General features: G+C 69.7%; 19 protein-coding genes. 1 reads left to right on the top strand and 18 read right to left on the bottom strand.

What is annotated here, in order from left to right; translation table 11 throughout:
- Window positions 1–5: 5 nt before the first annotated feature.
- From ABZ863_RS03850 to pafA, 12 genes are all read right to left on the bottom strand, one after another.
- On the bottom strand, window positions 6–386 hold the full coding sequence (locus tag ABZ863_RS03850; protein WP_358531238.1) for a DUF4333 domain-containing protein: 381 nt from the start codon (window positions 384–386) through the stop codon (window positions 6–8).
- 59 nt (window positions 387–445) lie between these two features.
- Window positions 446–1,648 carry a GNAT family N-acetyltransferase gene (locus tag ABZ863_RS03845; RefSeq protein ID WP_358530807.1) on the bottom strand — a complete coding sequence of 401 codons (1,203 nt, stop codon included), beginning with the start codon at window positions 1,646–1,648 and terminating at the stop codon, window positions 446–448.
- Between the two features lie 44 nt (window positions 1,649–1,692).
- Window positions 1,693–2,355, bottom strand: coding sequence for a DUF4333 domain-containing protein (locus ABZ863_RS03840; RefSeq protein ID WP_358530805.1), 663 nt, complete (start codon window positions 2,353–2,355; stop codon window positions 1,693–1,695).
- Window positions 2,356–2,460: 105 nt separating this feature from the next.
- Window positions 2,461–5,214 carry a DEAD/DEAH box helicase gene (locus tag ABZ863_RS03835; protein ID WP_358530803.1) on the bottom strand — a complete coding sequence of 918 codons (2,754 nt, stop codon included), beginning with the start codon at window positions 5,212–5,214 and terminating at the stop codon, window positions 2,461–2,463.
- A 70-nt stretch (window positions 5,215–5,284) separates the two neighbouring features.
- A complete protein-coding gene (locus tag ABZ863_RS03830) occupies window positions 5,285–6,478 on the bottom strand; it encodes an MFS transporter (RefSeq protein WP_358530802.1) in 1,194 nt (397 codons plus the stop codon).
- A 15-nt stretch (window positions 6,479–6,493) separates the two neighbouring features.
- Window positions 6,494–7,351 (bottom strand): YegS/Rv2252/BmrU family lipid kinase, encoded by an 858-nt coding sequence (locus ABZ863_RS03825; protein WP_358530800.1) that lies wholly within the window; start codon window positions 7,349–7,351, stop codon window positions 6,494–6,496.
- An 8-nt stretch (window positions 7,352–7,359) separates the two neighbouring features.
- Entirely contained in the window at window positions 7,360–8,319 is a 960-nt protein-coding gene (tatC, locus tag ABZ863_RS03820; RefSeq protein ID WP_358530799.1) for a twin-arginine translocase subunit TatC, read from the bottom strand.
- Window positions 8,320–8,350: 31 nt separating this feature from the next.
- Window positions 8,351–8,671 (bottom strand): Sec-independent protein translocase subunit TatA, encoded by a 321-nt coding sequence (tatA, locus tag ABZ863_RS03815; RefSeq protein WP_358530798.1) that lies wholly within the window; start codon window positions 8,669–8,671, stop codon window positions 8,351–8,353.
- A gap of 40 nt (window positions 8,672–8,711) precedes the next feature.
- Window positions 8,712–8,930: a bacteriophage holin gene (locus ABZ863_RS03810; protein ID WP_358530797.1), complete on the bottom strand. Its 219-nt coding sequence runs from the start codon at window positions 8,928–8,930 to the stop codon at window positions 8,712–8,714.
- 9 nt (window positions 8,931–8,939) lie between these two features.
- Window positions 8,940–9,920 carry a WYL domain-containing protein gene (locus ABZ863_RS03805; protein ID WP_358530795.1) on the bottom strand — a complete coding sequence of 327 codons (981 nt, stop codon included), beginning with the start codon at window positions 9,918–9,920 and terminating at the stop codon, window positions 8,940–8,942.
- Window positions 9,917–10,897, bottom strand: coding sequence for a WYL domain-containing protein (locus ABZ863_RS03800; protein WP_358530793.1), 981 nt, complete (start codon window positions 10,895–10,897; stop codon window positions 9,917–9,919). Before ABZ863_RS03800 ends, ABZ863_RS03805 begins: the two co-directional genes overlap by 4 nt.
- 250 nt (window positions 10,898–11,147) lie before the next feature.
- Window positions 11,148–12,506 (bottom strand): Pup--protein ligase, encoded by a 1,359-nt coding sequence (gene pafA / locus ABZ863_RS03795; protein ID WP_358530791.1) that lies wholly within the window; start codon window positions 12,504–12,506, stop codon window positions 11,148–11,150.
- A gap of 53 nt (window positions 12,507–12,559) precedes the next feature.
- On the opposite strand from pafA, the gene ABZ863_RS03790 reads away from it, so the two are divergent.
- On the top strand, window positions 12,560–14,068 hold the full coding sequence (locus ABZ863_RS03790) for a phosphatase PAP2 family protein (RefSeq protein ID WP_358530789.1): 1,509 nt from the start codon (window positions 12,560–12,562) through the stop codon (window positions 14,066–14,068).
- Between the two features lie 169 nt (window positions 14,069–14,237).
- Here ABZ863_RS03790 and prcA read toward each other — a convergent pair whose 3' ends face one another.
- From prcA to ABZ863_RS03760, 6 genes are all read right to left on the bottom strand, one after another.
- Entirely contained in the window at window positions 14,238–15,020 is a 783-nt protein-coding gene (gene prcA, locus ABZ863_RS03785; RefSeq protein WP_358530787.1) for a proteasome subunit alpha, read from the bottom strand.
- A 68-nt stretch (window positions 15,021–15,088) separates the two neighbouring features.
- Window positions 15,089–15,952 (bottom strand): proteasome subunit beta, encoded by an 864-nt coding sequence (prcB, locus tag ABZ863_RS03780; protein ID WP_358530786.1) that lies wholly within the window; start codon window positions 15,950–15,952, stop codon window positions 15,089–15,091.
- 73 nt (window positions 15,953–16,025) lie between these two features.
- Window positions 16,026–16,220 (bottom strand): ubiquitin-like protein Pup, encoded by a 195-nt coding sequence (locus tag ABZ863_RS03775; protein WP_358530784.1) that lies wholly within the window; start codon window positions 16,218–16,220, stop codon window positions 16,026–16,028.
- A gap of 69 nt (window positions 16,221–16,289) precedes the next feature.
- A complete protein-coding gene (gene dop / locus ABZ863_RS03770) occupies window positions 16,290–17,792 on the bottom strand; it encodes a depupylase/deamidase Dop (protein WP_358530782.1) in 1,503 nt (500 codons plus the stop codon).
- Between the two features lie 76 nt (window positions 17,793–17,868).
- Entirely contained in the window at window positions 17,869–18,495 is a 627-nt protein-coding gene (locus ABZ863_RS03765) for a hypothetical protein (protein WP_358530780.1), read from the bottom strand.
- 46 nt (window positions 18,496–18,541) lie between these two features.
- Window positions 18,542–19,480: an aldo/keto reductase gene (locus tag ABZ863_RS03760; protein ID WP_358530779.1), complete on the bottom strand. Its 939-nt coding sequence runs from the start codon at window positions 19,478–19,480 to the stop codon at window positions 18,542–18,544.
- Between the last annotated feature and the right edge of the window lie 60 nt (window positions 19,481–19,540).

The raw sequence follows: 19,540 nt of genomic DNA, 5'->3' as shown, positions 1-19,540 counted from the left end.
AGGGCTCACTGCGGGTAGCCGACCTCGTAGTGGCCCTGGCCGTCCTGCACAGTGATCGGGACGGGTGTCGCGTCGCCTGCGATCTGTGCGGTGCACTCGAACGTCAGGCCCGGCTCGACGGGCTGGTCCGCGGGGCAGGTGACACTCTCCACACCCTCGATGCGGTAGCTCTCGGTGAGGATCTGCTGGACCGACGCCTGCATCGACTCCGCGTCGAACAGTTTTGGCACCGGGAGCAGGCTCGTGGTAGTGCTGACGGGCTGGCTGCCCGGCTCCGTCTCGGCCGTCGACGACGCTGGCGATCTCGACGACGACAGCGAATCCTGCGGCGCGGCGGGCTCGTCGCCGCCGCACGCGGCGAGCGACAGCCCGGCGCCCAACAACATCACCAAAAGCACAGTGCGTACCCGCAAGACCGGACACCCCGAAGTTGATCGTTCACAGGTCAGAAGAACGTACCGCACCAGGGCGTCGTGCGCGCACCGAACAGCCTGTCAGCGGCGTACGCGGTCCGCTCCCCTGCCACCTGGACCCGCCCCGCCTGCGCCAGCACCGACGGTCGCCAACCGCCCAGGTACACCATTGCCAGCGCGTCGACTCCCAGTCGCAGGGCCGCCTGCTCGTCGGTGCGGCGCACCTCGTCCGGGGTCACCAGGTACCGGCCCGAGTTGTGCCCGAGCACAGGGTCGGCGACCTCGACCACCAGCGGATCGCCGTCCTCAGCGTGACCGCGAGCAGCCAGTGCGGCCGGGACGTCGAGCAGCCGCAACCACGTCTCGTCACCGCTCTCGGTCACCCGGCAGGCGCGCGGATCCGTGAACAGCAGCTCGATGGGCTCGTCCAGCGGGCGGGAATCGGCCTGGATCTCGTCGATCAGGTCCACCCCGAGCAGGAAGCGCCACAGGCCGGCGAAGGCGTCCGCGTTGCCGGCATGCATGTCCTCGATCTGCAGCACACTGGGCCCCCCGCCAGGCGTGCGCTTGACACGGTAGATCGCGAAACCGTCGACCTCGTGCGGACCGTGGTGCACAGCGATGGTCACTGGTTCCTCGCCGCGGCGCAGCGTCATGCTCAGCACGGTCCACCAGTACGACGCGCGCGCCATCATGCCGGGACGTTTGGTCATCCTGGCGTAGTGCTCCGGCAGCTGGTCCAGACCCGGCTCGAGACCGATCAGTTCCACCTCACCACCGGCGAACACCTCTGGCCGCAGTCGGGCAAGGCGCGGCGTCACCGTGTAGGAGCGGGACAGTGTGGCCACGCCGTAGCCGAACCGGCCGTAGATCGCGCCTTCGCTGGCGAACAGGTTCGCCGCCACGACACCACGATCGGCGAAGTCGGCGAACTGGGTCCGCATGAGTTCGGTGAGCACGCCGCGCCGGGTGCGGTCGGCACGCACGCCCACACCGGTGACCGCGGCGAGTGGCACCTGCCCACCCCCGGGCACGGTCAGCTCGGAGTCGGTCGACCGCGCGGTGCCGATCAGCTCGTCATCGAAAACGCCGAGCGCGCGGCCGGGCTGGTATCCGCCGCGCGTGCGCTCCCATTCCTCGTCGCTGGAAGCCTTGACGTGCAGTGCTGCGCGGAACAGCGTGTTGGCGGCGCGCAGCTCGTCCTCGCGCAGCACCCGGGTCTGGTGATCGGTCATGTCTGCAGATGCTGACCGACCCGGTGCGCCGCCTGCCACCGGTTTTACTGTCCGGCCTGCAGCTGGCCGACCTCGTAGTGACCGTCCTCGCTCTTGACGGTGATGGTCACGCTCTGTTCTTGGCCGCCGACCCGGACCGTGCACTGGAAGGTGTTGCCCGCCGTGACCTCCTGGTCGGCAGGGCAGCTCACGCTCTCGACGTTCTCCACGCCGTAGCTGTCGGTGAGGACCTGCTGGATGTCGCGCTGCATCGTCTGGTTGTCGAACACCTTGGTCACGAGCACACCGGGAATCCAGAACAGCACGACGGCGACTGCCGCGACGACCAGCACCAGGCCACCGATGCCGAACCACAGCCCCTTTCCTGGCTTCTTCGCCGGAGCTCCGAACCCGCCGGGCTGCTGGCCGTACTGGCCTTGCTGGCCATAGCCAGGCTGCTGACCGTACTGCGGTTGCCCGTATCCGGGCTGTTGCTGACCATACTGCGGCTGTTGCTGTCCGTAACCGGGTTGTTGGCCGTACTGCGGTTGCCCGTATCCCGGTTGCTGACCGTAGCCAGGCTGCTGCTGACCATAGGGTTGCTGTTGCTGGCCATACCCGGGCTGCTGCCCGTACCCGCCCTGGCTCGGAAAGCCTCCCGACTGGGGGCCCGACGGCGGTTGCTGGCCCCACTGCTGAGGGTCGTTGCCTCCGTACGGCGTGCTCATCGTGTTGCCTCCGCCAGTCCACCTAGTGAGTCGTTGCCACAGCGTCGTGCGCGATCAAACCACAGAGCGCCCACCGGCACACCCGAAGGGCGGCCGGAAACCGCGTCAGACCTCGCCGGCGGCGACGACACCACGGCGCAGCGCCTTGACGGCCTTCGCCGCCACGGCTCCCACCTGGTGCTCGCGGCCGAGGACGTCGCGGATCTGGTCGAGTAGGTCGATGACCTGCCGCGACCACCTGACGAAATCGCCCGCGGACAGCTCCTGCCCGTTGACCTCGGCGGTGGTGAGGACCCGCTCCAGCGACTCGCCACGCGCCCAGCGGTACACCGGCCAGGCGAAACCGGCATCCGGCTCGCGGGTGCGGTCCAGCTTGTGCCGCCGTTCGTCCTCGACGAGCTCGCTCCACAGCCGTACCGTCGCCTGCCATGCCTTCGGCACCCCACCGGAGGGCAGCCGTGGCTCGGCGGCCGCGTCCCGGCGCGCCTCGTAGACCAGCGCGGACACCACAGCGGCCAGCTCGGGCGGCGTCAGGCCGTTCCAGACACCGTTGCGGATGCATTCGGCGGCGAGCAGGTCCGACTCGCTGTACAGGCGGGACAGCATCCGGCCGTGCTCGGTGACCTCGTCGCCGCCCTCGCCGAAGTAGCCGCGCTCGGTGAGCAGCGTGCGGATCCGGTCGAACGCCCTGGCCAACGAGTGCGTCGTGTTGGCGACCTTGCGTTCCAACTGCGCAGTCTCGGCGGCGAGACGCTGGTAGCGCTCGACCCAGCGCAGGCTGGCCTCCCGGTCGGCGAGCCCGTGGCAGGGGTGCGCGCGCAGCGCATGCCGCAGGGCGGCGAGCTCACCGTCCTCATTGGCGCCCGAGCGCCGTTTCTCACGGCCAGGGCGCGCGATGCCCGCATTGCGCAGCGACGAGGCGATGTCGCGCCGGGTCTTGGGTGAGCGCAGCTCCACGTGCTTGGGCAGTCGGAGGTGGCCGAGTGGTTCCACCGGTGCGGGGAAGTCCGCCACGGACAGTGGACCGGACCACCGGTCCTCCGTCACGACGACCGGCCGCGGCTCGTGCAGCGGGTCCAACCCGGGGTCGACCACGACGGCGAGGCCGGCGCGGCGCCCGGCCGGCACCGAGATCACATCGCCCTTGCGCAGCTTCTCCAGCGACTCGGCAGTCGCTGCCCGCCGGGTGGCGGAGTTCTGCTTGGCCAGCAGCTTCTCCCTGTCGGAGATCTTCTTGCGAAGCTCCACATAGGACAGCATCTCGTCGAAGTCGCCGGTGACGGCCTCCGCATAGCCGGCGAGTGCCTCGTTGTTGCGCTCGATGCGCCGCGCGAGACCGACCACCGACCGGTCCGCCTGGAACTGGGCGAAGGACTGCTCCAGCAGTTCGCGGGCCTCCTCGGCGCCGAACTGGCCGACCAGGTTGATCGCCATGTTGTAGCCGGGGCGGAACGACGAGCGCAACGGGTAGGTCCGGGTCGAGGCGAGCCCGGCGACCTGCCGCGGATCGACACCCGGCTGCCAGAGCACGACGGCGTGGCCCTCGATGTCGATGCCCCGGCGCCCCGCCCGCCCGGTGAGCTGTGTGTACTCGCCGGGCGTGAGGTCGACATGCGCTTCCCCGTTGTACTTCACGAGCCGCTCGAGCAGCACGGTGCGCGCGGGCATGTTGATGCCCAGTGCGAGCGTCTCGGTGGCGAAGACGACCTTCACCAGGCCGCGGACGAACAACTCCTCGACGGTCTCCTTGAACGTCGGCAGCAGGCCCGCGTGGTGCGCGGCGATGCCCTGTTCGAGGCCCTCGCGCCACTCCCAGTAGCCGAGCACGCCGAGGTCGCTCTCGGGCAGTTCGGCGGTGCGCTCGTCGACGATCCGGCGCACCTCCGCCGTCTCCTCGGGGGTGTTGAGCCGCAGCCCCGCATGCAGGCACTGCGCGACAGCGGCGTCGCAACCGGCGCGGGAGAAGATGAACACGATCGCGGGCAGCAGGCCGGCGCGGTCCAGCCGCTCCAGCATCCCGGCGCGCGACGGTGGCCGGTATCGCGGTGCGCGCGGCGGCTGACCACGGCGCCCGCGTGGCCCGCGGAGCCCGGCAGGCGCGTGCATCCGCGCGGCGTCCTCGGCCGTGCGCAACAGCTGCGGGTTGATCTTCACCTCGCTGCCGCTGTCCTCCCCGCCGAAGAGGTCGAGTAGCCGGTTGCCGACGAGCATGTGCTGCCACAGCGGCACCGGGCGGTGCTCGTCGACGACGACGGTGGTGTCGCCGCGCACCGTGACCAGCCAGTCGCCGAACTCCTCGGCGTTGCTCACAGTGGCCGAAAGGCCCACCACCCGCACGTACTCGGGCAGGTGGAGGATCACTTCCTCCCAGACGGCGCCACGGAAACGGTCGGCGAGGTAGTGGATCTCGTCCATCACCACGTAGCCGAGGTCCTTGAGCGTCGACGACCCCGCGTACAGCATGTTGCGGAGCACCTCGGTGGTCATCACGACGATCTGGGCGTTGCCGTTGATCGCGGTGTCACCGGTGAGCAGGCCGACGGTGTCCTGGCCGTAGCGTGCGGTGAGGTCGGCGTACTTCTGGTTCGACAGCGCCTTGATGGGGGTCGTGTAGAAGCACTTGCGCCCCTCGCCCAGCGCGAGGTGGACGGCGAACTCGCCGACGACCGTCTTGCCCGCGCCGGTCGGCGCGCACACGAGGACACCGTGCCCGTCCTCGAGGGCCTCGCAGCCGCGTAGTTGGAAGTCGTCGAACTCGAACGAGACCTCAGCGGCGAAACGGGCCAGTTGCGGATACCTACCGCGGCGCCGCGCCGCCGTGTAGGCCTCGGCCGGGCTGGGGGAAGTGGCTGAGTCCACGGCGCCAGGGTTTCACATCCCGCGCGGCGAGCGCAGGCGCCCAGCCGATCTCGCCTCGCAGCGTGTCGGGCTACCCTGCGGCACGCAACGACCGGGCACCGAGGGCGGCCGCGACGAGCAACAGGGGCACCCCGGCGAGCAGGGGCGCGCGCAGGCCGTGGGCGTCCGCGAGCAGCCCGCCGAGCAACGCTCCCACCGGTACCGCGCCCATGGCGACGGTGCGGTACGCGCTGGTGACCCGGCCCAGCAGCTCGGGCGCGGTGACCCGCTGGCGCAGGGTCACCGCGCCGACGTTCCACACACCGAACGCGAAGCTGCCCGCCGCGAGCGCCAGCCCGGTGACGACCGGCGCCGTGGTGAGTCCCATGGCGGCCTGCGCAGCGGCCGCCAGCACGAGGGTGCCGATCAGGGTGACCGCCGTGCCGGTGTGGCGCAACACCCACGCCGCGAGCCCACCTCCGGCCAGCCCGCCGACCGCGCCGGCGGCCAACAGCAGCCCGTATGCGGCGGAGGGCAGGCCGAGGACCTCGGTCACGTAGAGGACGAGGATGGCGAACCACGCGCCGTCGGTCAGGGTCAGCACAGCACCCAACGCCGTCACGGCCCGCAGCTGCCGGTGCCGGGCAAGCCACCGCACGCCGGCGGCGATATCGGCACGCAGGGTCGAGCGGCTGTGCGCTGGAACCGGCGTGAGCGCACCCGGCAGCGCAAGGATCAGCACGACCGCCACCGCGAGGGCCCCGTTGTTGACCGCGAAGGGCAGCACCATGGCCACACCGAAGAGATAGCCCCCGAGCGGCGGGCCGATGAGCTCGTTGCCCGCGACCTCGGCGTTGACCAGCCTGCCGTTGGCGCGGTCGAACTCGGCAGACGGCACCAGCTGCGGGACCAGCGTGCTGGCGGCGGTGTCACGCAGTGTCTCGCCGATGCCGCAGGCGAACGCCGTGACGTACAGCAGCGGCAGGGCGGCCGCATCGAGCGCGACCGAGACGATGAGCGTGGCGAGCAGGGTGATCCGCGCCAGGTCGGTCACGACGATGAGCTTGCGGCGGTCCACTCGGTCGACCACCGCGCCTGCGAGGAGCCCGCACACCAGCCACGGCAGGTTCGCCGCGACGGCGACACCGGCCACGAGCACCGGATCGGTGGTCAACGCGGCGGCGAGCAGCGGCAGCGCCGCGTTCCGGATGCCGTCACCGAGGTTCGCCAGCGCGGTCGCCGACCACAGCCGCCCATATGCCGGTCCGAGTCGCGCAGTCGCCATCGTTTCCCCAGGCTGCTACGCCAGCACGGTCAGCGCGCCGGATACGCAGGTGATCTCCATCGGTATCACGCCGAGCGGCTCTCCGTCGGCGTAGACAGGCCAGTCGTTGCCGCTCAGCCGGACATCGCGGGCGCGCAGCGTGGTGACGGCGGGATGGTCCAGATGCCGGCCGCGACGCAGGTTCGGCAGCATCCGTAACAGCTCCCAGCGGGACACCCGGCCGACGATCGTCACGTCGAGCATGCCGTCGTCGGGCTCGGCGCCAGGACAGATCGGCACGCCTCCGCCGTAGTACCCGGTGTTGCCGATCGCGACGAGCGTGGCGGCCAGCTCCACCCGCCCGCCCTCGGTGTCCACCGTGAGCGGGCGTGCACGGAACGCAGCGAGCTCGGCCAGTATCGCCAGGTCGTACCGGCGCGGCCCGGTCGGCCAGCGCAGCCGGTTGGCCCGCTCGTTGACCGCGGCGTCGAAACCCGCGCACAGCACGGTGCCGAACCAGGTGTCGCCTGCCCTGCCGAGATCGATCCGCCGGCGACGGTTGTCCCGAAGGGCAGCGACGATGGCGTCCACCGCGGCGCGGGAGTCGGCGGGCACACCCAGTGCGCGGGCGAAGTCGTTGCCGGTTCCGGCAGGCACCACCCCGAGCGCGACCCCGCTGCCCGCGCAGCACTGCACCGCCTGGTGGACCGCCCCGTCTCCGCCGAGCACCACGAGCACGTCCACACCGGCGACCTGCGACCGGGTCAAGGCAGTGGCGAGGATGTCGAGCCGATCGACGTGCTCACGCAGCAAAGGCGCGACGGTACCCGCGATGCGGGCCGCCGCGCCTCTGCCGGAGCCGGGATGTACGGCCAGCGCCGCACGCAGTCCCATGGGAGGTGTCAGGTGATGTCGTCGGTGTTCGCTGCGGCGCTCGGCCTGGCAGGGGGTTCTTCGTCAGCGGTGCTGGGCGTGTAGTTGAACGGGGCCGCTTCGTCGTCGGCGAGCTTGTCCCACCCCTCGTCCGCGCGCCGACGGTCCAGTTTGCGGTCGTGCAGCCGGGTGAGCTGCAGCGCGAACTCGAACAGCACTGTCAGTGCACCGGCGAGCGCGATCATGGAGAACGGGTCCGCCGGCGTCACGAACGCGGCGAACACGAACAGCAGGAAGATGATCCCGCGCCGCCATTTCTTCAGCATCTCGTACCGCACGACGCCGACCCGGTTGAGCATGACGATCAGCAGCGGCAGTTCGAAACTCACCCCGAAGATGAGCAGCAGCGACAGCACGAACGAGATGTACCTGTCACCGGTGAACCAGGTCGCGAACTCGCCGCCGCCGAAGCTGGTCAGCAGTTCCAGTGCGTGCGGCACCATCAGGTACGCGAGAAGTGCGCCACCGGCGAAGAGCACACTCGCGAAACCGACGAAGGTGAGCGCGTACTTGCGCTCCTTCGAGTACAGGCCGGGTGCGATGAACGCCCACAGCTGATACAGCCACACGGGCGCGAACATGACCGCACCTGCCGTGAGGCCCACCCTCAGCTGGATCATGAAGGCTTCGAACGGCACCGTCTGCAGCAGCTGGCATGGCCCTTCCTTGGGGAACCGCTGCTCAGGCGGGATCGCGCAGTAGGGGCCGGTGACGATGTCACCGAGCGACGGGATCGGACCGACCCGGTTGCTGAACCAGAGGAAACCGAGGATGCCACCGGCGACAATTGCCAGCAGCGCGTAGCCGAGGCGGCGACGGAACTCGTAGATGTGCTCGATGAGCGTCATCGTGCCGTCGGGGTTGTGCCGACGGCTTCGTGTCCGCCGCTTGCTCTGGCGGCCTTCGCGCTTGTCGGAGGAGTCCGCCACGGAGAGCTTCCGTTCTCGTCAGTCGATCAGGTCAGCTGACGTTCCTGTGGACCTGGTCGGCGACGGCGGGCGCCTGCTGCTTCTTCAGATCGTCGATCTGCCGCTGCAACTCCGCCAGCTGCTGGTCCTTGCTGTCCTGAACCGGCGCGGTCGAGGCGGGCAGCTGCCGGGTCTCGACCTCGGCCGTCGTTGTGTCGGCGTCGCCCGACTCCCGCATGTCCTTGGTCTCGGCCTTGAAGATCTTCATGGACTTGCCGATCGACCTGGCGGCATCCGGAAGCCGCTTGGCGCCGAACAGCAAAACCACAAGCAGGACCAAGATGATCAAGTGCCACGGCTGCAGTGCACCCATCAGTGGCCTCCCTTACTCGCTCAAAACTGATCGTACTGGCTCATACGGCTTCTGTGCACGAGCGATGTCGCCGTTGCTCAATCGCGACCCGGACCGCCGCTGACCGCGCCCGCAGCAGCCCGACCTGGTCATGCGTACTCGCCGAGACCATGCTCGCCGTACGGGCACAACGGTGCAAGAGGCGGATCAGCCGGACGATGAGGACGCCGAGCACGAGGATCCCGAGCGCGACGAGCGCTCCGCTCAGCACGTAGAACACGCGGGTAGCTTACTGGCCCAAGGTGACCGGGAGATGACGCGCCCGCGCCAGTGCGTCGGCCGCCCGGCGTCGAACAGCTTGCGCCAGCGCTGCGGGGCGCTCGACCCGCGCGCGGTCGCCGAGCCCGAGGACGAGCCGCACCATCCACGACTCGTCGCCGTACCGCATGCGCACCCGTAGCCGCCCGCCGTCGAGCTCGGCCAGCTCCTCGCACGGGTAGTACTCGGCCACCCAGCGTGCGTCCGGGTCGAGCACCAGCTCGGCCTCGGGATAGTCCGCCTTCGGGGAGAACACGCCGGCAGAAAGGTCGGTCGGCTGCGCATCCGCCGGTGGCGCAGCCGGTTCGTCCAGCACCCGCAGCTCGTCGACGCGGTCCAGCCGGAACAGGCGCACTCCCTCCGCCCGTCGGCACCAGGCCTCCAGGTAGCTGTTCGCCTGGACGATCAGCAGGCGCATCGGATCGACAGTGCGCTCGGTGACCAGGTCCTTCGATGCGGTGTAGTAGCGCAGGTGCAGAGCGCGCCCCTCCTGCAACGCCTGCCGCACGACCTCACGGGTCCGCGCGGTCGCCGCCCGCTCGCGCACACCCATGCCGACCACCACACCGGCAGGCCGCGCATCACCTGCCGCGGCCTCGATCTTGGCGATGGCCCGGTGCACGGCGTCGGTATCGACGACCCCGGGAGTCTCGGCAAGCGCCCGCAGTGCGATCAGCAGCGCACTGGCCTCACCGCCCGTCAGGCGCAGTGGCCTGCGCATTCCGGCGTCGTAGGTGACCGACACGGTGTCCTCGTCGAACGACAGGTCGATCAGGTCGCCCGGCCCGTACCCCGGCAGGCCGCACATCCACAGCAGCTCGAGATCCTTGCGCAGCTGCCTGGCGCTGACGTCGAAGTCCTGTGCGGCCTGGTCGATCTTGATGCCGGGCCGGGCCAGCAGGTACGGCACGAGCGCGAGCAGCCGTGGCAACCGTTCGGTCGAACCGCTCATCGCCCATCCCCCAGCGCCACACGTTCCAGCCGGTCGCGCACGGACTTGGCCAGCACATCCGGTTCCAGCACGAGCACATCCGGCCCATGACCGGCGACCCAGTCCGCCGCGCTCTCCGGGAAGTACAGGTCCACCTCGACGAGGTCGCCCTCGTCGTCGCCGACACTCATCCGGCCGATGACCTTGCCGTGCCTGCGTATGCCGGCCGCGCGGCCGGCGGCCAGCCACAACCGCGCCGTCATGGCGGGTGCCGAGTCATGCCCGCCGGACGTGCCCGCGACGAACTCCAGCAGGTTGACCTCCGGCGGCCGCCGGACGGCGCCGGGCCTGCCGACGGTGCGAATGTCACCGATGATCCGCGACAGCCGGAAGCACCGGGGCGCGTCGCGGTCGCGGTCGTGGCCCACGACGTACCAGCGAGCACGCCAGGACACCACGCCCCAGGGTTCCAGTGTTCGCAGTCGCCGTTCCGGCGAGTCCGAGCGCCGGTAGTCGAAACGCACGACCTGCCCGCGCTGCACGGCGGCCAGCAACGGCCCGAACGTGGGCTCGGTGTGCACCCTCGGCTCCACGATCGGCGCGGCGTGCTCGTCGACCTCCACTCCGGCCGCCCTCAGCTTCACCAACGCCCCGTGGGCCTGCCCGGTGAGTTCCGGCGAGTCCCACAGCCGCGCCGCCAGCGCGACGGCAGTCGCCTCATCCGGCGCGAGGTCCACCTCGCCGAGCTCGTAGTCGCGGCGGGCGATGCGATAACCGTCCACCGAGTCGAACACCGAGTTGCGTCCGGTCTCCAGCGGGATGCCGAGCTCCCGCAGCTCGTTCTTGTCCCGCTCGAACATCCGCGAGAACGCCTCGTCGGTGGCCGCGTCGGCGTATCCGGGCACGATCCCGCGAATACGCTCGGCTGTCAGGAACTGCCGAGTGGAGAGCAGGGCGAGCACCAGGTTGACCAGGCGCTCCGCGCGGGCGGTGGACACCTTGACAACAGTAGCTCCCGCGCTCCCCAGGACTCGGCAGGTCCGGCCGGTTCCGCGGCGTTTCGCGCGAACGGGCCGGTCACGACCGGGCGATCCGGACCACCGGGCCTGGTGGTCACCCGCGTTCCTGCGGGGACGAGCGCCGGTTCGGCATCAGCGAGGCCACCACCCGCCCCGATGAGGACCGAGTTCCCTCATGAAGATCACGCGGGGTGTGCGTGCGTACGAAAACGCGAGCACACCCCGCGTGCTAGAGGGAGTTGATCAGCCTCTCCACCCGCTCGTCCACCGAACGGAACGGGTCCTTGCACAGCACCGTCCGCTGCGCCTGGTCGTTCAGCTTCAGATGCACCCAGTCCACCGTGAAGTCACGCCCGGCCTCCTGGGCGGCGGCAATGAAGTCACCACGCAGCTTCGCCCGCGTCGTCTGCGGCGGGGTGTCCTTTGCCAGCTCGATCTCGCCGTCGTCGGTCACCCTGCGGACCAAACCCTTGCGCTGCAGCAGGTCGAACACGCCCCGGCCACGGCGAATGTCGTGATAGGCCAGGTCCAGCTGAGCCACCCTGGGATCCGACAGGTCCATGTTGTGCTTGGCCCGGTAGCGCTCGACCAGCCTGTGTTTGATCGCCCAGTCGATCTCGGTGTCGATCTTGGAGAAGTCCTGCTGCTCCACCGCGTCAAGCGCCCGGCCCCACAACTCGAGGACCCGCTCGGCCGTGGCACTGCCGCCGCCGGCCTCGACATGCTGGGCCGCCCGCGCGTAGTACTCACGCTGGATCTCGAGGGCGGACGCCTCCCGACCACCGGCCAGCCGCACCTGCCGCCGTCCCGACAGGTCGTGGCTGATCTCCCGGATCGCCCTGATGGGGTTGTCGAGCGTGAAGTCGCGGAACTGCACTCCGTGCTCGATCATCTCCAGGACCAGGTTGGCCGAACCCACCTTCAGCAAGGTCGTCGGCTCCGCCATGTTGGAGTCGCCGACGATGACGTGCAGCCTGCGATACCGCTCCGCGTCGGCGTGCGGCTCGTCCCGCGTATTGATGATCGGCCGCGACCGGGTCGTCGCGCTCGACACGCCCTCCCAGATGTGCTCGGCGCGCTGCGAAAGGCAGTACACGGCACCACGGGGCGTCTGCAGCACCTTGCCAGCGCCGCAGATCAGCTGGCGTGTCACCAGGAACGGCAACAACACATCCGCGATCCGGGAGAACTCCCCCGCCCGCGTCACGAGGTAGTTCTCGTGGCAACCGTAGGAGTTGCCAGCCGAGTCGGTGTTGTTCTTGAACAGGAAGATGTCGCCGCCGATGCCCTCATCGGCCAGCCTGCGCTCGGCATCGACGAGGAGGTCCTCGAGAATCCGTTCACCGGCCTTGTCGTGGGTCACGAGCTGGGTGAGGTCGTCACACTCGGCAGTCGCGTACTCCGGATGCGAACCGACGTCGAGATAGAGCCGGGAACCGTTGGACAGGAACACATTCGAGGACCGACCCCACGACACCACTCGCCGGAAGAGGTACCGCGCGACCTCGTCCGGCGACAACCTGCGCTGCCCATGGAAGGTGCAGGTGACACCGAACTCGGTTTCGATCCCAAAGATCCGCCGCTGCATCCTTCCAGGGTAGGCGCTAACCACCCCGGTACGGTGAATGAATCGGCGCCGAGATGGTCTCGGTACCTTTGGAGACCGTGCTCGCTCACCTCACCTCGCGGCTCCGCCGGGTCGGCGCAACCGACCGGCGCCTCATGGCACGCAGCGCCGCGCTTCCGCCCACCCCGGCCGACCGCATCCTCATCGCGCTGTCCCGCTCCGCGAACAAGGGCCGCGTCTGGTGGACCGCCGCGGCGATCCTGAGCGCCCGCAAAGGCCCGACACGCCGGGGCGCGCTACGCGGCGTCGCAGCGATCGCCGGAGCGAGCGCGACCGCGAACCTCATCGGCAAGCCGCTCTTCCCCCGCAGGCGCCCCGCGGCGAAGGCGGTTCCGGAGCACCGCCGCCTGGTGAAGCGCCCGACGTCCTCCTCGTTTCCGTCCGGACATGCGGCGTCCGCTGCGGCCTTCGTGACCGCCGTGGCCCTGGAATCGCCCAAGGCCGGGCTCGCGCTAGCCCCGCTCGGCGCGGCCGTCGCCTACTCCCGCGTCCACACCGGCGTGCACTGGCCCAGCGATGTGGGTGTCGGCGCGCTGATCGGCGTCGCGTCGGCACTCGCCACCCAGCACTGGTGGCCGCTGCACCCCGACCTTCCCGCGCGCACCGCACACCGCGCCGAGGCGCCATTCATGCGCCACGGCAAGAACATGCTGGCCCTGGTGAACCCCGGCTCCGGCCAGGCCGACCTCGACCCGACCGACGAGGTGCGCTTCGCGTGGCCGGACGCGACCCTGCTGTACCCCGACAGCGGCCTCGACATCCGCACACAACTGACCGAGGAGATCGCGAAGCGCCACGGCACGGTCCAGGCCCTCGCCGTCGCAGGCGGTGACGGCACGGTCGCGGCCGTCGCGTCGATCGCCGCCGACACCGGGCTGCCACTTGCTCTCATCCCCGCCGGTACGTTCAACCACTTCGCCCGCGATGTCGGCGTCCGCTCGATGCCCGACGCCGACGCGGCCACCGAAGCGGGCGCCGCCGTCGGGATCGACCTCGGCGAGGTGGAGATCAGCGGAGGCGCGGACACGCAAAGCCGCTGGTTCGTCAACACCGCGAGCCTGGGCGGCTACCCGGAAATGGTGCGGCTGCGGGAAAAGATCCAGCAACGGCATCCCAAATGGCCGTCGGCCGTGATCGCGATGATCCGCATGCTGCGCAGCGCCCGCCCGCTACAGGTCCAGCTCAACGGCAAACCAGCACTGGTCTGGATGGTCTTCGTCGGCAACGGCACCTACTCACCGAAGGGTTTCTGGCCATCGCACCGGCCGGCACTGGACACCGGCCTGCTCGACGTCCGGTACCTCCGCGCCGACGTGCCCTACTCCCGCGCCAGGTTCGTACTCGCCGCCATCACCAAGACCCTCGACGCCAGCCACGTGTACCGGCAGTACGACCTACCAGAGCTCGACGTGGAGATCCTCGACGGCAACCGCCGCGTCGCCACCGACGGCGAAGTAGGCCCGCTGGGCCGACGGTTCCGGTTCCGCTCCCGCTCTCGCGCGCTGACCATCTACCGCCGGTAGCCCATCAACAGCACCAGCGCGAGTCCCCCGCTCCAGCACGCGAGTCGCCCACTCAGGCGCGCGAACTGCCCGATCCAGTGCATGAGTTGCCCGCCCAGGCAGGCGAGTGACCCGCGCAGGAGCCCGAACTGCCCCCTCGGGCACGCAAACGCCCCTCGGGCTTTCGAGCTCAGGCTCCGTCGTCGCCCTTCGCGGCCTCACCGGCAGTCTCATCGGCGGCGCCGGCGGCGCTATCGCCCTCCGCCGGTGCCGCCTTGCTCGGCAGCAGCGCGTCGAGAGCGGCACCGGTGATGCGGCGGAACTTGCGCCCCGGCCGTTCCCTGTCCAGCACCGCGACCTCGAGCTTGCTCGGCTCGCCCTCACCGTTGCCGGATGCCCCGTTGGCAGGCGAACGGAACGCGTCCGCGGCCACCTGCAAGGCGGGCGCCAGCTCCATGCCGTCCTCGAACGTCTCCTTCAGCTTGCCGCTGATGGCATCGGTCTGCCCGCCCATGACGACGAAGCGTGGCTCGTCGAAGATGGAGCCGTCGTAGGTGAGCCGGTACAGCTCGTCCTCGTCGGAGTTCGTACCGACCTGCGCCACGCAGATCTCCACCTCGAACGGCTTGAGCTGCTCGGTGAAGATCGTGCTCAGCGTTTGCGCGTACACGTTCGCGAGCGCCCGCGCGCTCACATCCCTGCGGTCGTACTGGTAGCCCTGGAAGTCGACGTGCCGGATCCCGCCCCGCCGCAGACTCTCGAACTCGCTGTAGCGACCCACCGCGGCGAATCCGATGCGGTCATAGATCTCCGACACCTTGTGCAGCGTCGGTGACGGGTTCTCCGCCACGAACAGCACGCCGCCCCGGTACTTGAGCACGACGACGCTCCGGCCCCGCGCAATGCCCTTGCGCGCGAGTTCGGAACGCTCGCGCATCAGCTGCTCGGGTGAGGCGTACAGCGGCATCGTCACTGGCGTTGGCTCCGCTCTGCTCGGTGAATGACTCTGCTGGCGATGGTCATGGGCCGTTACCGGGGAGGCTAGCTCCGGAAGCGGCCGGGGCTCTCCGCACGGGCCTCGACGATGGCCTGCGACAGAGCGGAGGTCTCCTCGCTCGGCACAGCCACCGCACCGTGCTCGGCGGTGATGGTCACGACCGTGGGGTAGATCTTGCGCACCAGGTCCGGGCCACCCGTCGCAGTGTCGTCGTCCGCGGCGTCGTACAACGACTCGATCGCCGCCCGCACTGCTGTCTCGGCATCCGCTTCGGGGTCGTACAGCTTCTTCAGGGCCGACTTGGCGAAGACCGAACCGGATCCGATCGCGTGATAGCCGGCATTCTCCTCGTAGCGGCCACCGGTGACGTCGTAGGACACGATCCGGCCCGCACGCTTCGGATCACTGGCGTCGATGTCGTAACCGACGAACAGCGGAAGCACCGCCAGGCCGGCCATCGCGACATCCAGGTTGGCCTTCACCATGGTGGCCAGCTTGTTCGACTTGCCGTCCAGGGACAGCGAGACGCCCTCGATCTTCTCGTAGTGCGCGAGCTCCACCGTGTAAAGCCGGACGAGCTCGATCGCGATGCCGGCCGTGCCTGCGATGCCGACCGCCGAGTAGGAGTCGGTGACGTACACCTTCTCCAGGTCACGCGTGGCGATCATGTTGCCGCTGGTCGCTCTGCGGTCACCGGCGATCAGCACACCACCGCTGAACGTCGACGCCACGATCGTCGTGCCGTGTGGTGGCTGCAACGAGCTACCGGGGGCTAACACCCCGTCGGGACGCTTACTGGGCAGCAGCTCGGGCGCCTGGGCGCGGAGGAAGTCCACGAAGGATGACGTGGTCGACGACAGGTACGCGGCGGGCAGCGCGAAGCCCGAGTTGCGCGGAGTGTGTTCCATGCGTGCTCGTAGTTCCCATCGACGGAGGGGCCGGGAAGTGTGATCAGCAAGCTTATGGGATGGCGCCGACCGCCTACTGCCCGCCCTTTTGCACGTAGGCGCGCACGAAGTCCTCGGCGTTCTCCTCGAGCACGTCATCGATCTCGTCGAGGATCGTGTCGACGTCCTCGCCGAGCTTCTCGCGACGTTCCTGACCGGCGGGAGCGCCGTCTTCGAACTCATCGCCGGAGTCGCCGCCGCCGTGCTTCTCGATCTTCTCCTGAGCCATACTCGCCTCCCGGTGTGGCCGTTACAGTTCAGCGTACCCAGAGCCGCCGACATTCGGTGTTTCTTCGGATCACTCCGATGCGGTCAGCGCATCGACCAGTTCCTCGGCCGTGTCAGCGTTGTCGAGCAGCTTGCCGACATGCGCCTTGGTGCCACGCAGCGGCTCCAGAGTCGGGATACGCACCAGCGACTCCTTGCCCACGTCGAAGATCACCGAGTCCCAGGACGCCGCGGCAATCGAGTTGGCGTACTTCTCCAGCGTCCTGCCACGGAAGTAGGCCCTGGTGTCCGACGGAGGTGTGGTGATGGCCGCCTGCACCTCCTCTTCACTGACCAGGCGTTTCATGGACCCGCGGGTGACAAGGCGGTTGTAGAGCCCCTTGCCGAGCCGCACGTCGGAGTACTGCAGGTCGATCAGGTGCAGCCGGGGCGCGCCCCAGGCGAGCTTGTCCCGCTCCCGGTAGGCCTCCAGCAGGCGCAGCTTGGCAGGCCAGTCGAGCCGGTCGGCGCATTCGGCCGGGTCACGTGCCAGCGCGTCGAGCACCTCGCCCCAGACCCGCAGGACCTCCTTCGACTGCTCGTCGGCGCCTTCCCGCTCCAGGTGCGCCGAGGCCAGCTCGTGGTAGGCGAACTGCAGGTCGAGCCCGGTGAACTTGCGGCCGTTGGCCAGCTCGACCTTCACCTTGAGGGTCGGGTCGTGGCTGATCTGGTGCACCGCGCGCACCGGCTCGTCGAGCTTGAGGTCGTCGAAGCGGGTACCCGCCTCGATCATGTCCAGCACCAGCGCCGTGGCGCCCAACTTCAGGTACGTCGAGTACTCCGCCAGGTTCGCGTCACCGATGATGACGTGCAGCCTGCGGTACTTGTCCGCGTCGGCGTGCGGCTCGTCGCGTGTGTTGATGATGCCGCGTTTGAGCGTGGTCTCCAGCCCGACCTCGACCTCGATGTAGTCGGCGCGCTGCGAGAGCTGGAAGCCGGCCTCCTCGCCCTGCGGGCCGATCCCTACCCTGCCGGAGCCGGTCATCACCTGGCGCGACACGAAAAACGGCGTCAGCCCGCCGATCACCGCGGTGAACGGTGTCGAGCGCGCCATCAGGTAGTTCTCGTGGGTGCCGTAGCTGGCGCCCTTGCCGTCGACGTTGTTCTTGTACAGCTGTAGTGCCGGCTGGCCGGGTACGGTCGCGGCCCGCATGGCCGCCTCCTCCATCACCCGCTCGCCGGCCTTGTCCCAGATGACGGCGTCCCGTGCGTTGGTCACCTCGGGCGCCGAGTACTCCGGGTGCGCATGGTCGACGTACAGCCGCGCCCCGTTGGTCAGGATGACGTTGGCCGCGCCGAGGTCCTCGACGTCGGGGTCGGGCCCCTGCTGTCCCGGTCCCGCCAGGTCGAAGCCCCGCGCGTCGCGCAATGGCGACTCCACCTCGTAGTCCCACCGCGCCCGCCGCGCGCGCGGAATGTCCGCTGCCGCCGCGTAGGCCAGCACGACTTGCGTAGAGGTCAGTACCGGGTTCGCGGTCGCGTCGCCCGGAACCGCGATTCCGTACTCCACCTCGGTCCCCATGATCCGCCGCATGGCACCAGCCTACGGGCCTTCGGGCCTGGAACCCGACCTGGGCGGTGACGAGCGTGTTGCGATCCGGCGCCTGGCGTCAGGGCGTGAGCGTGGCGGCCGCAACCGGGGCGAGGCGCTGAATGGCGGCGGCAGCTCTTTCCCGGTCGGCGGCGGCCACCTGGACACCGGAGAGCAGATGCCCCTTGGCGAGCAGGATCGTGCACGTGGTGTCCGCACACCAGGCCGCATGCGCCACGGCCGGCTCGGGGACGATGCCGAGCTCCTCGCCATCGCAGCGGACCCGGGACTCCAGCACCTCGGCGGCGGGCCTGTCCGGATAGGCGGTCACGAGCTGGTCGAGCGTCGAGCCTGTGGGATAGGTCCAGCGCGCGGCCCGGTGCTCGGGTGCGACCAGCCCGAATGGCACCTGGGCGAGGCAGCCGCTCATCCCGGCAGGCGGTGCGGCCGGGCTCACTCCCTCGGCTGCCACGTCCTCGGGGGTCAGCACCGCGCCGTGGACCACGGCGGCGAGCGTCGCGGCGTCAGCTGCCGGTGAGGGGTCCGCCGTGGACTCCGGCAGTGTGTCCTGCAGCGTGCTCTCCGGTGTGGTGGTGGTGACCGTGTCGTCGTAGTAGGTGTCCAGGTCGTTCGGCCGATCGGCGCACCCGGTAAGGCCGGCCGCCGTCAGCGCCGTCACGGCGACCACTACGCGTGCTCGTCGCACCCTGCTCCGTCCCCTCGAACCGGCTGGCGAACGGGCCTGACAGTAGTCACTGCCAACGCAACGATGATCGGTGGGCCCAGTACTCGGCGGGCTCCTCCCGGAGTGCGGTCAGTGCAGCGAGTTCGGTCGTGTTGAGCGTGAGGCCGGCACCGACCAGGTTGGCCTCGAGCTGACCGGTGCTCGCCGGACCGAGGAGCACGACGTCGGCCCACGGCTGCGCGAACGCCGCCGCCAGCGCGACGGCATCGGGGGCCGCGTCGTGAGCGGCGGCCACCGCCGCAACGGTCGCGGGCGGCTCCACAACGAGCCTGCCGTTGGCGAGCGTCTCCTTGAGCTGGACGAGCACCCCAGCGGCATGCGCCTCAGTCAGAGCGGGTCCCGCGGAGGTCTCCAGCACGTTCCAGGTCGCCTGCACGGCGGTGAAGACCGGCTGCCCGGCGACCTGAAGTTCCAGCGCTCGCCGGATCGTGTCGGCCTGCGCCGGACCGGAGGTGGTGAAGCCGACGCGGACACCCCCGGCACCGATTTCGGCGAGGGCGGCGAGCAGCGGTTCGTCGCCGAACAACGGGCTGTCGGCCGTCAGCGAGTGCACCTGGTACAACGACAGCACATCGCCGAGCAGCGCCGTGGTCTCCGCCCACTGCGTGCGGAACCGGCCGAGCGAGTGTTCCTTCACCTCGTGCACGGAGGCATCCAGCCGCCAGTCGCCGACGTAGGCGTAGCCCCACTTGCTGGACACCACGACGTCGGTGTGGCCGCGGTCGGCCAGCCAGCCGGCGAGGAACTCCTCGGCGCGGCCGTAGGAGCGTGCGACATCCACCCGGCGTACACCGGCGGCGTAAGCGCGATCCAGCACCGTGTCGCTGGCGGTGCGCAAGGCCGTGACACTCCGGTCGGCCGGAAGTGCGCCGGTGCGGCCGAGGTTGATGTAGGCGGGCCTGCCGAGCGCGGCCAGGCCGACCACGGTCCGGGCGGTGTTGTTCATGACAGGTACCGTAGTTCGGTTGGTGGGCAGCGCAGCTGCCCCGACAATGCGTCGCCGTAT

Origin of the sequence: Saccharomonospora sp. NPDC046836, from assembly GCF_040645195.1 — a bacterium.
Taxonomy (GTDB): domain Bacteria; phylum Actinomycetota; class Actinomycetes; order Mycobacteriales; family Pseudonocardiaceae; genus Prauserella_A.
This window is presented reverse-complemented; position numbering and strand designations above follow the sequence as displayed.